Source organism: Flocculibacter collagenilyticus, from assembly GCF_016469335.1.
Lineage (GTDB): Bacteria > Pseudomonadota > Gammaproteobacteria > Enterobacterales > Alteromonadaceae > Flocculibacter > Flocculibacter collagenilyticus.
The window spans coordinates 2,759,263-2,774,579 of record NZ_CP059888.1 but is presented as its reverse complement, the minus strand read 5'-3'; the positions used below and the strand labels follow the sequence as shown (position 1 = coordinate 2,774,579).

Below are 15,317 nucleotides of genomic sequence, written 5' to 3'. Positions count from 1 at the left end.
CAATCGATAAGGCGAAATAATGAATAAATGGCTACTCGTTGGCATAATTACTCTCGCTTTAGCGGTATTCCTAGTGCAGTACACAGTAGTGAGCGAGCCCAAAGTGAACTTTGATGAAAGTGTAACTGATGAAGTAAATACAACGAAAAAGAATCAGCGAACTAGCACGACTAATATCAACGATCACCGTTATCCGTCTTACTCTGCGCCAGTTGTAGTTAAGAAAACGAAAATGGTTGCTAAAGTATCCCCAAAAAAAAGAAAACTTTCTAAAGCTGAATTAAAAAAGAAAATCGACCAATACAATGTAATTGATAAAGTAGAGCTAGTTGGCTGGCAAACAAATAGTGGTGTATCGCAGGCGCTGCTATTGGCCGATAGACGTAAATACACCGATGAATATGCGTCTATTTCACTGGAAGAAGGGGTCAGCATGCCTTTAGTGGGAGAGACGCTATCCTTGCCACTACCAGAAGGTGAAAGCTTACTGGCAAAAGTAGAAAAGACCTCTCTTAATGAAAGTGGTGAAAGCTCTTGGACGGGGTACAATATGCAAAATGGCCAGCGCTATCCCGTGGTTTTTACCCAAGCAGAAAACAACTCTTACGCAACCATTTCATCTCCTCGAGGTTCATATATATTGAGCGCCAGTAATAATAGTGGCGTTATTTATAAGGTGCCTACCGAAGAAGTGCTAAATACGTTTTATGAAAACGACCAGCTGGTACCCGAGCCACAACTACTTGAAAAAGTAAATGTGATCTCAGCGGCGGCTAAAACGAATGTTACAGCGATAGAATAAGCAGAGTAAAAAGGCTATTGGCAAATGAAAGCACTTTTCCCCAAAAGGTTAACAACAATGTTTAAAGCGCTAACCGCCATTTTTATAATACTGTTTGTGCAAGCTGCAAGTGCGGTAGAGCCAGAAATAAAAGCGGAACAAATTATTAGAAATGTTGCCGCAGAATATGGTGACGAGGCCGGAAAGCGCGTTGAAATATGGCGCAAAATGATTGCTTTGCATGAACAATTTACACCGTTGGAGCGGGTGAAAAAGGTAAACACCTTTTTCAATTATTTTATTAATGTAGATGATGCTGAAGTGTGGGGACAAGATGATTATTGGGCCACGCCAATAGAGTTTATTGGGCAATATGCAGGCGACAGCGAAGAGTTTAGCACCGCAAAATATTTTACCCTGCTAGAAATGGGCATTGAGGCGGATGCGTTAAAACTGGTGTTTGCTAAATCAAACAAAGCAAGTTCACAGAATAATCTACAGTTAGTGCTCGCTTATTATCCTTCACCGAATCAAATACCTTTTATTTTAGATAGCACCACCACCGCCCTAAAAAGAGCTAACGAACGGCCAGATATTGTGCCAATCCACAGTCTTGATGGAAAACAATTGTGGCAGACCCAACAAAAAACGGAAGGTAATATCAGTGATGAGCAGCAACGTGAACAAAGCTGGAAGTCGCTTGAATCACGATATAAATTAGACAAATTAGTGGACGTTGAACCCGCTACACAGCTAGATGTGTTGGTTTATTATAACCAAGCGTTAGAAGATGAATACAAAGGCAATGCGTTACCTCGTATTCGTCACTTAATGAGTGTTACTAATCAAATTTTTGCCACAAGTAATCTACCAGTAACGCTAAAAGTAGTCGGTACAAGAAAAGTTAATTACAGCAATCAAACCACGGCTTCTGAGGCGTTGAACCAAATAACGTTATTGCAAGGCGAGTTTACAGACCGAATTCAGCTGCAACTAAAATATGGCGCGGATTTAGTGGTGTTGATGCGGTCATACGAAGATAGCCAAGAAGGTTGTGCTGCATCTTGGTTAACAGGTTATCAAGACAGCACAGACTTTACCGATTATAAAGATTTTATGGTGGCCACCATTGCTGCAAATACCTGTGGCGATTACACACTGGCGCATGCTTTAGGTCACAATTTAGGTATTGCTCATTCGCGTAATCAAGATGGTAGAGGGCGTGCAACACCGTACGGGTTAGGCTACGGCGTTGAAAATGAATTTGTTACTGTGATGGCGTTCCATGGTGCTTATAACGTTGACTTTACAACAGGAAAGCTATACCAATTTTCGAATGCTGAGATGAACTGCAAAGACTTTACGTGTGGCGTGGCAGTGGGCGAAGCAGGAAGCGCGAATGCGGTAGCAGCAATGAAGATTTCGGCACCTAACATTGCCGACTTATACAAGCCAAGCGAATGCATGCTCGCAGAGCATGACAATATTAAAAATGACAATATAGAGCTGGGCTTAGCAGAGCTAACACTAGCTGAGAAACAAGCTGAGTATCGCGCTTTATTGGTTAATTCTCCCATTATGCAAACTACGCAAAACGCGAATTTATCAAAAGAAGCACGTATCAGCGCGGCAAAACAAGCTTACATGGATGCAAACAAGGCGGTTGCAGCAATATTAAGAAAGCTAGATGATGCACGAACAGCGCAATACGAAGCCTGTGATCCAAACGCTCAGAATAGCTAGGGCGTGTTGATCTTAATATAAACGCTAAATTTATAGGCTATAGTTAGTATACCTAAAGATGACGGTATTCCAGCCGTGTAACTCGTTAACCAGTAAATTCAAAACACTAAAAACATTATAATTTCAGAGGCATTATTTAACTTCTATGCGACTAATAAATAGAATTACCATTATTATCATTCTGTGCTTACTTGTTAATTTGATTGGCGTGTTATGGATTAACTATGCAACAACCAAAAGTTATTTATACAGTCAGTTAGAGTCAGACTTGCAGAACGCAGTAACGTCAGTATCTATGCGTATTGGGCCCTATTTAAACCCGCTAGATACTGAGATGATTAACGCGACAGTGAATGCCTACGGCAATAGTGGCTTTTACTTATCGGTAGAAGTGGATTTAAATGATCAGCCTAACATCGCATATACCCAACCTCTGAAAATAGATGGCGTACCCACTGCGTTTATTGAATTTGCACAATTTCCCATTGTTGAAGCATCCACCAGCTTAATGGACAACCAATGGCGGCAAGCAGGTACGCTTACCATTACAGGTAATCCTGCTTATGCATATCAACATTTATGGCAATCGATCATTAATACGATTGGCTGGTTTTTATTGTTAATAGTCTTAATTATTGCGCTTGCAGCAGTTGGCGTCGGGAAGATGTTAAAACCAGTTTATTTGGTTATTCGCCGAGTAAATCGGATCCGCAAGCATTACGTGGGGGATGAGATCCCGCTACCTAACATCAAAGAGTTTCGCTTTTTAGTGCAAGCCATCAATAACATGAGCGAACGGATCAAAACGCAATTTAATAAAGATGCCAGATTACATGAATCGTTAAAGCTGCAAGCACTGCAAGATCCTACCACCGGGTTAAGTAATCGCCATTATTTTAATAGCCATGTAACCAGTTGGTTGTCAGATAACCCTCACGGCTACTTAATGTTTATTGAAATAACAGGACTTGATCAAATTAATCAGCAATTAGGCTTCCATAAACGTGATGAAGTGGTTGTACGGTTGGGCGAGATTTTACGGGCAGTATGCAAAAATGAGCAACAGTACGTACTGTGCAGATTGTCACTTAACCAATTTGGCGTACTGGTTACCGACGCTGGCGAAGAAGACATAACCGTGCTCGCGCAAGAACTCATAAATGAGTTACATAACAGCGAAGTGGTTAACCTATTTGAAGATGATGATTTTGTAAAAGTGGCAGCCTGCGCAATCACTGAGCCATTATCACTTTCTAAAGCGCTTTCGCTGGTGGACAACGCATTGAACCAAGCTAAGCAATCGTCTGAACATTTCTTTGTTAAATCAGATAATAAAATTCCGATTTTTGAATTACCAAAAAGTGAGCTTAAGCTGTTATTAGAAAGCGCAGTAGATAACGACAAGGTAGACTTAGAGAAACAAGCAGTGAACTGCTTTGATGAAGATGCGCCAATTTATCATTTTGAAATATTTGCCAGGCTGCATGACGAAAAATTAGGCAAAATAAGTGCAGGGGCGTTTGTCTCAACACTTGAAGACAGTGGCATAGGACCAAGCTTTGACCGTAAAGTAATAGAGTTAGTTATGGCAAAGTTAAAAGCTTCGTCTAATACAAGGTATGCAATTAACCTGTCTAGCTGTGCAATTAATGATAACGGGTTTTTAACTTGGTTCGAAAAAATAATTCAAAATGACCAAGTTAAACAAAGCTTATGCTTTGAAATAACAGAAAATACAGCCATTTACTCCCATGAATCTGCATTACACCTAGCAAACGTATTGCATACACAGAAAATCCCATTTGGCGTTGATCATGTGGGTAAAAAGTTTGAGTCACTTAATTACTTACAATCGATTAAGCCGGATTATGTGAAAGTCGCGCCAATATACACCACCATGGCCGCAGTGGGAGATCACCGCGCCTACTTTACTGCATCCTTAGTGGCTGCAATCCATAATTTAAACATTCATGTCATCGCATCACATATTGAAAATAACGAACAATTAGCGCAGTTTATTCAATATCAGTTCGACGGCTACCAAGGGTTTATTAATACACCCACTTCATTTTAAGTGTATTTTTTTCGCAAACTTTTGGTGTTTTACATCCTCTAACAGTCGCGTTATAGTTTTTGTACTTGTGGCGTGCAATATTAAGTACGCCCAAAAATAATAACAATAAAGATGAAAGGAAACACAATGACTGAATCTAACGCAGGGGTATTTCAAATTACAGGCTGGAATGAAGAAGCCATCAAAGAAAGCCCAGACGGCGCAAAACAAACCTACGCAAAAATCACACAAAGCTACAGCGGCATATTTGAAGGTGATAGCGAATTGCATTATTTAATGTCGTATCAATCACCTTCTCAAGCAACGTTTGTAGGCCATGAACTATTAACCGGAACAATGAATGGTAAGTCAGGCTCTATCGTACTTCAGCACAGTGGTGTATTTGAAAACGGTAAAGCGAAAAGCGACTTTATTATTCTAAGCGGGTCGGGTAAAGGCGAGTTTATTGGGTTAGAAGGCCATGGTTCGTTTGAGTCAGGCGATAATGGCAAAGCTAATTATCACGTTAATATTAATTAATATTTTCCTGTAGTCATTTAAACGAGCACTTAGTTTTATAAGTGCTCGCTCAGCTGTATTTGCGCTGCAACACTTTACTCCCAACAATATTTGCTTAGGCAAACAACACTATGAAAACGCACTCAATCAACTTTTTCTTATTCAATCGCATCATTCCTACCTTATACAGAAATAAATAAATTATGATAATAATCAGATTCTTACCTATGTTGTTGGCATGAAGAGTAAATAAATTTTAGAAACGTCAAACTTTTTAGTTAACCACTGCGACAAAGTAAGTAAGAAAACAAACGCCGCTTTTTGAATGAATACAAAAAGCATCAAATAATCATAAATAAAACGAGCGAAACGTGTTTGCACAAACTGATGAAAAACTCATAAGCAAAGCGATTTCAGGAAATGAACGAGCGTGGTTAAAGCTAGTAAAACGATATGAAACAGCCATCTTTCATTATTGTTTGCGTATGGTAGGTAACCCCGATGACGCAACAGATCTAATGCAAGAAGTGTTTATTGGAATATGTCGCAATTTATCTTCATTTCGTGGTGACAGCAGCTTTAAAACGTGGGCGCTAAAAATTGCACATTTTAGAAGTGTGGAATATTACCGGCGCAAAAAAGAGTTTACTGATATTGATCAAATTGACGAACCTGCTGACGAGTCTGGCCGTAATATGCCCGATAAAATTTTGCATCAATGGCAAAATAATCAGCAGCTATTGCAGGCACTAAAGTGTCTGCCGTTTAATCAAAAAATTGTTATCGAGTTGAAGTTTTTTCAGCACCTAACGTGCGAACAAATTGCGCATAACTTAGGTATTTCAACAAATACAGTGAAATCAAGGCTGTATTCGGGGCTCGATAAATTAAAAGTATATTTGGAGGTGCATGATGAATTCTCACAAACAGCATGATGCAGAAACCCTTTTCAACCAATGGCTTGATGGGCAAACACTCACGGAAGATGAAAGAAATATCTTGCTAGAAGATGATGAATACGGCAAAGCTTATCAAGCAGGTAATTGGATGAATACTCAATCTGAATGTTACGACAACACACCTGTACCCAACTGGAATCGTGCCAGTACGTTTTCACACCGCCAACACAAGCCAACAGAAAGGCCATGGTGGCAAGCTAATATTTTAGCTTTATCGTCTATGACGATGTCGGCAGTGGCTATCATGCTGGTGTTATTAAATGTGCAAATCACTTCGTCAGATCAAGGTTTGTTAATTACGCTAGGTGACAATCAATCACACGTTGAAAAGCAATTAAACGATAGGCTAGAAGACTTTGCGGCCGAGCAACAAACTTCATTAGCGCGTTATATAGAATCAAGAGAACAGCTACAACAACAGCAAACCCTTCAGATGGTTAATTACCTAGTCGACACCTCGCGCAAAGAGCGCAAAGAAGAGCTTAACGACTTGGTTAGTTACATTAATGAACAAAGGTACGACGACCGACAAACATACAAACATCAAATTCAAACACTTAAGCATCAACTATATAACTCAAAACAAAAAGAAACGGCGACCCCATTTACCCAAACAAGTTTTGAGCAAGAATAACCAATTATTTGGAGCAACATGATTATGAACAACTGGATCACCACAACAATTGCAGCCGTAGTAATAGCCATAAGTACACCTGCTCAGGCTGCCAACTCAGGGTTTAAAAGCACTGAAGAGTTTGACAAGTTACGTAAAGAAATCGACATTATGTCAAACATTATTAACGCCACCGCCGAAGAGGTATACAGCAAAGAGCTTAGAATGCGCAGTGGAGACAGCCATTACCTAGCAGGGCAGGGCATTATATTTGAACTTAAAACGCGTGGTAGCCGCCATTTTCGTAAGGTATTTCATTACATAGACGACAACATGCCAGTTCCACCAATGCCGCCAGAAGACCTATTAGAAGACTTAGATCTCACTTCACTTGATATTGAAGTAAACGGGCAAAATGTAGGCAAAATAGCCGAAGAAGCCATCAAGTCGTCAGTGCATGCCTATGAAAGTGCGGTACAAGGCTTTTATGTAAGAAATGAAAAAGAACGTGAATTACGTGACGAGATCCGAGACTTAGACTCTGATATCAGAGACTTAGAACGCGATAAACGTGACTTAGAATTTGAACGTCGCCATGCTACCCATGAAAAAAAATCAAGCCTTGAAAAAGAGCTAAATAAAGTTGATAAAAAAATAGCTAAAATAAGAGAAAAGCGTAAAGAAATCGACAAACACCGCGCTAAGTTAATTGAGTCAATGAAAGAGAAAAAACAAACCTTATTGCAAGAATATAAGAGTACACAAAAGCAACTATTTTCAGCAGCAGAGCAAATGATCTCTGAAACATTGTGTAACTATGGTAATGGTTTGCGCTCGCTACCCAAAGATGAAAATGTGACGTTTGTACTCAAAGATGTATCGAAAGATCGTCATGGTGACAAGCAAGATAAAATTTATATTTTCAAAAATAGTGATATTCGTGAATGTGTTAGAGGAAAAATTGACGCAAACGAACTAGTATCTAAAGGTACGCACTATTTCTTCTAAAGAATAACGGCTTGGTGTGATGGCCATATTAAATAAGGCATCACATCAGGCTAAATAATAATATGTGGGTTAGTGTCATAAATATGTCGTAATACGACCCTAAACTTTAGATTAAAGCACCAGTTCCTTCCTAGCCTAGTTATTTATGTGCAGTCATTTATAAAAGCTTTTGCTTTAATAAGTGGTAAGTAACTAGGTTTTTTCTTTGCATTAAAATAATGCAAACATCTTGCATTTTTTGCTAATCAATACCATGTATGCTAAAAGATAAGTAAGTGGCAACAGTAACACTGTAATGAACAGACGCCGAACACATAACATCATTTTAGGTGAATAATGAGCTTTTGGAATTTTGGTAAAAACAGTAGCAAACAAAGCAGCCATCAAAAAGCGGATGCCAACAGCGACAATATTGATAATGTAAATATCAATAAAGATGGTATCGTAAGCTTAAATTTAACTAAAAAAGCAGTGCAAGAAAAAGTAAAAGCGCAGCTCGCGCAGCTTGAAAAATACGACTTGCAACTAAGAAACAATCATTAATTAAACCCATCCTAAATTTAATAGACTAAAAGGAATTTTATGGGCGCACTTGCGCTGGGTATAGTGCTGATTATTGGGTATTACTACCAAAGCAAACACCCGTACCGCCGCTTAGAGCTAGTAAGAAGCACTGGTTATCACATCTATTTTAAAGCAGGCCTTTCAGGCTTTTTATTTTTAGCCTTAGCATCATTAATTTGGGGCGTACTAGATTACGCAAACGTTCCCTCGCAAGTGCTTGAAGGTATTATCTATAAACACTCGTTAACAGCATCAGAAAAACATCAACACTGGGACTTAATTAAAGCCATTGGTATATTTATACTCATGTTTTTATTAAGCACATTACTTATAGCAATCAGCCATTTATTTAACACCAAACAAAAGTCGTTTAATCGCGTTACTAACGTAGCTCACGAACTAGAACTACTTATTATTAATGCAACCAAAGACGTAATGCCTGTAAGAATAGAATTAGATTGTGGCAAGTTATACGTAGGCATACCAGAAACGCCCAACCTTGAACACGGTGAAGTAAAATATATCACCATCTTACCTTTGCTAAGCGGCTATGTGGATGAACAAAAAAAGATAGTTTTTAACAACAACTACTATCGGCATTATCAAAACAACATCATCGACATGACCACAGAAACACACCCAGGCATTCAACTAGTAGAAGATATTGATAAAGAAATAGACGATAGCTATCCATCAATAGGTGACTTCTCGATAGTTATACCGGTAGACAGCGTTATAGTCGCAAGTCGATTTAGCATAGAGGCGTATATAAAATTTAGGCACGAAAGTGATACCCAACCCTCAGTAATTACTGGTAACCAGCAAGCTCAAGGTTAAAGTTAAGCTTTAAGGCCAAGGTAAGAATAAAACCTAGTAGCGATATACAAAAATACACAAAGTACATAAAAAAGCGCAAATGAATAGCCAATTAAGAGCTGCAATTCCTATGCGCTTTTTTAATGGGGTAAAAGCAACAACCAGTGTTACTTAACCGTAATAGTTATTTTTTTAGAATACACAGGGCGGTCGTGAGGAATATGGTGCTTATCACCCATAATTAACTGCAACGTATGCTTCCCTTTTGGTAACGTAACCGATGTTTCAGTTTGCCCACCACCAAAATGCTTAACGTTTCCGCCCATTGGTGCATCAAAGCTAGGTAACTCGCCATCAATAATTAAATGATGATGCCCCGTATGCTTTATATCAGCCCCAGCAGGCGCAACACCCATGCCTGATAGCCCAAACTTCACCGTAAACGTTTCTGATACCGTGTCACCATCTTGAGGAGTAATAAAATACACCTTAGCCTCAGCAGGCGCAGGCGACTTTTTAATATGGTTATGTTCAGAGTGCGCCATAACCGCAGTAGATGAAAGCGTTGCAGCTGCAACAAGCGCTAATGCACTTAGTTGTTTTAGCATTGTAATGTCCTCAAGATAGATTTAACGAAATAGTTGTAATAAAAAATAAATTGTATATCTTAATGTATGCATTAAAGGAACTGTATGACAGCAAGATAACTAAACCGCATTATGTAAAAAATATGTGAAACAGTCTATCGGAATTGCATCAGAGCATAATAAAAATCAAGGATGAGTAGTATGGACAACATTCTTAAATACCAATTTATTGAAGTACTTGCCCAATGGCAAGGTGGCGTGAATGCAAAGCATCTAGAAAAGCACTTTAAAATAAGTCGGCCAACCGCAGATCAAGTGTTTAAGAAGTATCAAGCCAATCACCCTAACAACTTTTATGAATTTTGTCGTAAATTAAATTTATACCCCACAAGTGATAACTTTCAGCCTCATTATACCCAAGGTGACTTAGCAGAATACGTTCGCTTTTTTGGTTCAGAACAACACATCACTTCACCAGCATCAGTAGAAGAACCCTATCTAACATTTTTACCAGCTCCCATAAGAAACGTTAATCCCAAACTTATTCGTAGCATCATCAAAGCCTGTAAAGAACAAAAAAGGCTAGATATAGGCTATTACTCCGTGACTAGCGGCATAACTGAAAGTCGTATCATTAGCCCACACACCATTGTTAACGACGGTATTCGCTGGCATGTAAGAGCATGGTGCGAACGCTCAAGTATGTTTAAAGATTTTGTGTTATCACGTTTTCATGACGACCCCGTATTTGAAGATACACCAGCAGCACACACCAAACAGCAAGACACGAATTGGAATAAAATTGTAGAGCTTGTTATTCAGCCTGATCCACGTTTACAGGCTAACCAACAGAAAGCGATTGAACTTGATTACAAAATGGAAGCGGGCAGGCTAGTGATCCCGTGTCGTGCAGCACTGATAAATTACTTAATACAACGTCTGCGTTTAGATCTTTACAAACAAAATCCCGAAGGCCAGCAAATAATTGTAGAGCCGCAGTGTTGGCAAGAGCTAGCGTCATATCGCTTGTAGCTTAATGATTACGGTTAGCGCGCCACATGCTGTAAAGAAATTTTACGTGGTTAAAAAGCCAGTATTGCTGCATAAGATAGAACCGCTACAGTAGCACATAAGATAAGTGATAAAACAAGGAATAATGAAATGGAAACAGTACTGATTATATTCTTAGGAATAATAATGCTGATACTTTTGATTGGAATTGTAGCGATAATTTCTAGTTTGTCTGTGCGAAACAAAGGGTTGGTTACACTATGCTTACTGTCAGAAGCAACAAATAAATCAGAGTTTGCCGAGCGTCAAGCTAACGACACTGTAGAAGGTGATACAGAATGAAAGATTTATCACCCTCAGATCTAAAAGCCATACTTCATTCCAAACGCGCAAACCTTTACTACCTTGAGTATTGCCGTGTTATGCAAAAGGATGGGCGCGTACTCTACTTAACAGAAGCCGAAAAAGAAAACCTCTACTACAACATACCAATAGCCAATACCACGGTTATTTTATTAGGAAATGGCACTTCAATTACTCAAGCTGCAATGCGCATGCTTTCACAAGCTGGCGTACTGGTAGGCTTTTGTGGTGGAGGCGGAACACCACTTTATATGGCAAATGAAATAGAGCACGCCATAGAGTGGATGACACCTCAAAGTGAATATCGCCCAACTGAATACTTACAAGGTTGGATGAGTTTTTGGTTTGATGATCAGCAACGACTGGCGGCAGCAAAACAGTTTCAAACAGCCAGATTAGAATATATTAAAACAGTTTGGACAAAAGATCGTGACTTAAAAGCTGATGGTTTTAACATCGAAGACAGTCTAATAGAAAAAGCATTTAGTACATTTAACAAGCGAACCACGCTAGCCTCTAAACCATCTGAATTACTCTTAACCGAAGCGCAGCTAACCAAAGTGCTATATAAATTTGCTGCGAATAATACCAGTCAAGACAACTTCAAGCGTCAACACAAAAGTACCAAGCAAAATAACATAGGCAAAGCGAACGACTTTTTAAACCATGGCAACTATTTAGCGTATGGTTTAGCAGCCACCACGCTTTGGGTATTGGGCATTCCACACGGTTTTGCCGTGATGCATGGAAAAAGCCGACGAGGAGCTTTGGTGTTCGACATTGCAGACTTAATAAAAGACGCCTTAGTACTACCATGGGCATTTATTTGCGCCAAAGAAAACGCAACCGAGCAAGAATTTAGACAACAAATACTTCAAGCATTTACCGATCACAAAGCCCTCGATTTTATGTTTAACCAAGTTAAAACAGTTGCCCTGCAAGGAAAGGCAGAAGAAGAGTGCAATACCGCAGAGGGCGAATCACAATGATGGTAACTTTTGTATCTCAATGCCAAAAGAATGCGTTACCAAAAACCAGAAGAGTCCTCGACGCATTTGCCAATAGGATAGGCGACAACACTTGGCAAACAGTTATTACCGAAGATGGCCTACTTACTGTAAAGAAAATGCTACGTCAAACAGCAAGCAAAAGCACAGCTGTGAGCTGTCATTGGATCCGTTCACGATCAAGAAGTCAATTTTTATGGGCTGTAGGGAATAAAAGTAAATTTAATCAAGAGGGTATTGTGGCAGTAAATAGCACAGAAAAAGATTTAATAAATGCAGACTATGAAAATGATTGGAAGTACATGCCATTAATAAAGTCACTAACTGCATTGGCTGCATTATTTCATGACTGGGGAAAAGCCTCAAAACTGTTTCAAGATAAACTTGCTGGAAAATCCAAACACAAGGGAGATCCCCTTAGGCATGAATGGATTTCATGTCTGCTATTTAATGCATTTGTAAAAGGCAATAAAAACATAAGTGATGATAAAGAGTGGTTGCAAAAAATTATAGAAGGTAACTTTGACGAAAATGAATTAGCACTGTCTGCCGCCAAGCAAGACTCAACACCATTGTTAAACTTGCCCAAAGCTGCATCACTTATTAGTTGGCTAATTGTATCTCACCATAGATTACCATTGCCTAAAAATACTCAGCAAGTTGAAGGGCGAACAAACAAAGACTTTTCCACTATGCTTAGAAGGGTTCTACAAACGTGGGGTTATGAAAATAAGCATGATGAAAAAGAGTACGAACGTCTTGTAATACAGTGTTTTAATTTTCCCAGAGGATTGTTGTCAGAGTCTAGCGCTTGGTTACGCAGTTTAAAGCAATGGGCAACCACATTAAGTCATAACTTACCCCTTTTAGATGAAGCAATGGCCGATGGAAGCTGGCGAGTTATCTTGCATCATGCTCGATTATCTTTGATGTTAGGCGATCACTATTATTCTTCAAAACAGAAAGCTAAAGATTGGCAAAGTGATTTAGGAGTCTATGCCAATACAGATCCTAAAACTAAAGCGCTAAAGCAACAACTAGATGAGCACTTAGTTAATGTAGCTGAGGTTGCGCTAAAGAACGTAAGATTATTGCCTGATTTTGAATCTAAACCAAATTCTGCAAAAAACATAGATGCATTAGATCGTAAAAATGACACGCCAAAAAACTTTAGATGGCAGGATAAGTCCGTATCAAAAATAAACCGCTGGAGAGAAAGTACAGAAAACAAAATAACAGGTTTTTTTGCAGTTAATATGGCGAGTACAGGCTGTGGTAAAACTATAGCAAACGCAAAAATAATGCGTGCACTATCTGATGATGCGCAAAGTTTACGTTATATTCTAGCGTTAGGTTTGCGGACGCTTACATTGCAAACAGGTGATGAGTACAGAAGCCGAATTGGGTTAACGGATGCAGAGTTTGGTGTATTAATTGGTTCAAAAGCAATTACTGAGTTACATCAAAAAGGTAAGCACAACAAAGCCACTCAAGAAAACACACTAAGCGAAGTAGGCTCAGAGTCATCAGAGTCACTATTAGATGAAGAGGTTAGTTGGAAAGGTGAGTTACCAGAAGAAGAATTAACCACAGTTTTAACTAGGGAAAAAGATAAAAAGTTACTCTACGCACCAGTGTTGGTTTGTACTATTGATCATATTATGGCTGCAACTGAAACCAAACGAGGCGGCAAGTACATACTCCCATGCTTACGCTTAATGTCTTCAGACTTAGTTATTGATGAAATCGATGACTTTACAGGAAATGACTTAATAGCGATTGGCCGTTTAATACATTTAGCAGGTATGCTTGGGCGAAAAGTCATGATCTCATCCGCAACCATCCCACCAGATCTCGCAGAAGGTTACTTTAATGCTTATCAAGAAGGTTGGAAAATATATGCATCTAGTAGAAATAAAAGTAAAGACATTGCCATTGCGTGGATTGATGAATTTTCAACCCAAATAAACACGATAGCACACTCAGAAAAAAGCATTGAAAACTTTAAGTCATCACATAATGAATTTATTGAAAATCGTGTAAAAAAGTTAATACAGGTAATTGTGAAGCGCAAGGCAAATATAGTGCCTTGTGACACACTAGCCGATACAGCAAAAAGCCAAGAGCAATATTTCTCAATCATTCAGCAAGAAATAATCAAGAAACACTACCAGCACAATACTCTAGATAGTAAAAGCAATATTAATGTGTCTTTTGGTGTTGTAAGAGTAGCGAATATCCCTCCATGCATAGCATTAACAAAATATTTATTAGAAACAAACTGGCCAAGTGATATAGAAGTTCGCTGTATGGCTTATCACAGCCAACAGGTTTTGTTATTGCGCCATGAACAAGAAAAACATTTAGACCAAGTATTAAAAAGAAAAGAGAAAGAGGGTAAAGACCCCGTCGCTTTTAGTAATGATGTTATTCGCCAGCACCTAGATATAGTTGCCAAAAGTCCACAAAAGAAAAACCTGATTTTTATCTTAGTTGCTACTCCAGTAGAAGAGGTTGGCCGTGATCATGACTTTGATTGGGCTGTAATTGAACCTTCTTCATATCGCTCAATTATTCAATTAGCAGGAAGGGTAAGAAGGCACCGAGATACATCCATTACAGAAAAGAATATTGCGCTAATGCAATACAATTTGAAAGGCTATCTGGAAAAAAGTGAACATGTTTTCAACCGCCCGGGTTATGAAAGTAAGCGAACGCCACTCGACACCCACGACTTACTTAACTTAGTTGATGAAAAGGAATTAAGTCATGCGGTAACGGCTATTCCTAGAATAAAGAAAAGTAATGATCCGAAGCCTAAATTAAAACTGGCAGATTTAGAGCACCTTGCTACAAGCATTTGGCTAACAAATTACACCAATAAAACCCCAAAAGGCTTGCAAGGATTCTTAACCGATTATTGGTGGCTAACAGCCTTGCCACAAAAATTAACACCATTTAGGCAAAGCGAGCCAAGCACAAAGTTATACCTAAAGGTGGATAAAGAGCAAAAGGTATTTCACGAAAGAGCTGATGAAAGCGGCTACTTACCAGTAGAGAATATATATGGGATTAGCCATGTAACGTTACCGAAACACATAACTGATCGGCTATGGCTATACCGAGATTATTTAGTATTAGTAAAAAATGAAGTTAGCGAAGAGTATAGCGAGCAGCAAGTGTCGGTCAGATACGGTGAAATAAACATAACAATGAGAGATAAAAATAATGAATTTGAATATAACGATAATAAATATGAATATGACGACCAGTTTGGCTTGGTAAAGGTGTAA

14 protein-coding genes are annotated in these 15,317 nt (G+C 38.9%); 13 read left to right on the top strand and 1 reads right to left on the bottom strand.

The window, feature by feature from the left end:
• The first annotated feature begins 19 nt into the window (after positions 1-19).
• The 9 genes from HUU81_RS12300 to HUU81_RS12260 all read left to right on the top strand — a co-directional run bounded on the left by HUU81_RS12300 (position 20) and on the right by HUU81_RS12260 (position 9,077).
• Positions 20-802: a hypothetical protein gene (locus HUU81_RS12300; protein ID WP_199609231.1), complete on the top strand. Its 783-nt coding sequence runs from the start codon at positions 20-22 to the stop codon at positions 800-802.
• 57 nt (positions 803-859) lie between these two features.
• On the top strand, positions 860-2,524 hold the full coding sequence (locus tag HUU81_RS12295; RefSeq protein WP_199609230.1) for a reprolysin-like metallopeptidase: 1,665 nt from the start codon (positions 860-862) through the stop codon (positions 2,522-2,524).
• Positions 2,525-2,669: 145 nt separating this feature from the next.
• Positions 2,670-4,598: a bifunctional diguanylate cyclase/phosphodiesterase gene (locus tag HUU81_RS12290; RefSeq protein WP_199609229.1), complete on the top strand. Its 1,929-nt coding sequence runs from the start codon at positions 2,670-2,672 to the stop codon at positions 4,596-4,598.
• A 126-nt stretch (positions 4,599-4,724) separates the two neighbouring features.
• On the top strand, positions 4,725-5,117 hold the full coding sequence (locus HUU81_RS12285; RefSeq protein WP_199609228.1) for a DUF3224 domain-containing protein: 393 nt from the start codon (positions 4,725-4,727) through the stop codon (positions 5,115-5,117).
• A gap of 350 nt (positions 5,118-5,467) precedes the next feature.
• Complete coding sequence (locus HUU81_RS12280; RefSeq protein ID WP_199609227.1) at positions 5,468-6,031, top strand: RNA polymerase sigma factor; 564 nt, start codon at positions 5,468-5,470, stop codon at positions 6,029-6,031.
• Positions 6,006-6,689 carry a hypothetical protein gene (locus HUU81_RS12275; protein WP_199609226.1) on the top strand — a complete coding sequence of 228 codons (684 nt, stop codon included), beginning with the start codon at positions 6,006-6,008 and terminating at the stop codon, positions 6,687-6,689. The genes HUU81_RS12280 and HUU81_RS12275 overlap by 26 nt, the downstream gene beginning before the upstream one ends.
• A 24-nt stretch (positions 6,690-6,713) precedes the next feature.
• Positions 6,714-7,676, top strand: coding sequence for a coiled-coil domain-containing protein (locus HUU81_RS12270; RefSeq protein ID WP_199609225.1), 963 nt, complete (start codon positions 6,714-6,716; stop codon positions 7,674-7,676).
• Between the two features lie 336 nt (positions 7,677-8,012).
• Positions 8,013-8,219, top strand: a complete 207-nt coding sequence (locus tag HUU81_RS12265; protein ID WP_199609224.1) for a hypothetical protein — start codon at positions 8,013-8,015, stop codon at positions 8,217-8,219.
• Positions 8,220-8,258: 39 nt separating this feature from the next.
• Positions 8,259-9,077: a hypothetical protein gene (locus HUU81_RS12260; protein WP_199609223.1), complete on the top strand. Its 819-nt coding sequence runs from the start codon at positions 8,259-8,261 to the stop codon at positions 9,075-9,077.
• Between the two features lie 146 nt (positions 9,078-9,223).
• Here HUU81_RS12260 and HUU81_RS12255 read toward each other — a convergent pair whose 3' ends face one another.
• Entirely contained in the window at positions 9,224-9,664 is a 441-nt protein-coding gene (locus tag HUU81_RS12255; RefSeq protein WP_199609222.1) for a DUF4399 domain-containing protein, read from the bottom strand.
• A gap of 180 nt (positions 9,665-9,844) precedes the next feature.
• Between HUU81_RS12255 and HUU81_RS12250 the strand changes: the two genes are divergently transcribed.
• The 4 genes from HUU81_RS12250 (at position 9,845) to cas3f (ending at position 15,317) form a co-directional block, all read left to right on the top strand.
• Complete coding sequence (locus tag HUU81_RS12250) at positions 9,845-10,675, top strand: WYL domain-containing protein (RefSeq protein WP_199609221.1); 831 nt, start codon at positions 9,845-9,847, stop codon at positions 10,673-10,675.
• 165 nt (positions 10,676-10,840) lie between these two features.
• Complete coding sequence (locus HUU81_RS12245; protein WP_199609220.1) at positions 10,841-10,996, top strand: hypothetical protein; 156 nt, start codon at positions 10,841-10,843, stop codon at positions 10,994-10,996.
• A complete protein-coding gene (cas1f, locus tag HUU81_RS12240) occupies positions 10,993-12,006 on the top strand; it encodes a type I-F CRISPR-associated endonuclease Cas1f (protein ID WP_199609219.1) in 1,014 nt (337 codons plus the stop codon). Before HUU81_RS12245 ends, cas1f begins: the two co-directional genes overlap by 4 nt.
• Positions 12,003-15,317 carry a type I-F CRISPR-associated helicase Cas3f gene (cas3f, locus tag HUU81_RS12235; RefSeq protein ID WP_199609218.1) on the top strand — a complete coding sequence of 1,105 codons (3,315 nt, stop codon included), beginning with the start codon at positions 12,003-12,005 and terminating at the stop codon, positions 15,315-15,317. The genes cas1f and cas3f overlap by 4 nt, the downstream gene beginning before the upstream one ends.

Excerpts from the sequence above, each read along its gene's own strand:
- HUU81_RS12300 (WP_199609231.1), top strand. The coding sequence starts at position 20 with ATGAATAAATGGCTACTCGTTGGCATAATTACTCTCGCTTTAGCGGTA.
- HUU81_RS12295 (WP_199609230.1), top strand. The coding sequence starts at position 860 with ATGTTTAAAGCGCTAACCGCCATTTTTATAATACTGTTTGTGCAAGCT.
- HUU81_RS12290 (WP_199609229.1), top strand. The coding sequence starts at position 2,670 with ATGCGACTAATAAATAGAATTACCATTATTATCATTCTGTGCTTACTT.
- HUU81_RS12285 (WP_199609228.1), top strand. The coding sequence starts at position 4,725 with ATGACTGAATCTAACGCAGGGGTATTTCAAATTACAGGCTGGAATGAA.
- HUU81_RS12275 (WP_199609226.1), top strand. The coding sequence starts at position 6,006 with ATGATGAATTCTCACAAACAGCATGATGCAGAAACCCTTTTCAACCAA.
- HUU81_RS12270 (WP_199609225.1), top strand. The coding sequence starts at position 6,714 with ATGAACAACTGGATCACCACAACAATTGCAGCCGTAGTAATAGCCATA.
- HUU81_RS12265 (WP_199609224.1), top strand. The coding sequence starts at position 8,013 with ATGAGCTTTTGGAATTTTGGTAAAAACAGTAGCAAACAAAGCAGCCAT.
- HUU81_RS12260 (WP_199609223.1), top strand. The coding sequence starts at position 8,259 with ATGGGCGCACTTGCGCTGGGTATAGTGCTGATTATTGGGTATTACTAC.
- HUU81_RS12255 (WP_199609222.1), bottom strand. The coding sequence starts at position 9,664 with ATGCTAAAACAACTAAGTGCATTAGCGCTTGTTGCAGCTGCAACGCTT.
- HUU81_RS12250 (WP_199609221.1), top strand. The coding sequence starts at position 9,845 with ATGGACAACATTCTTAAATACCAATTTATTGAAGTACTTGCCCAATGG.
- HUU81_RS12245 (WP_199609220.1), top strand. The coding sequence starts at position 10,841 with ATGCTGATACTTTTGATTGGAATTGTAGCGATAATTTCTAGTTTGTCT.
- cas1f (WP_199609219.1), top strand. The coding sequence starts at position 10,993 with ATGAAAGATTTATCACCCTCAGATCTAAAAGCCATACTTCATTCCAAA.
- cas3f (WP_199609218.1), top strand. The coding sequence starts at position 12,003 with ATGATGGTAACTTTTGTATCTCAATGCCAAAAGAATGCGTTACCAAAA.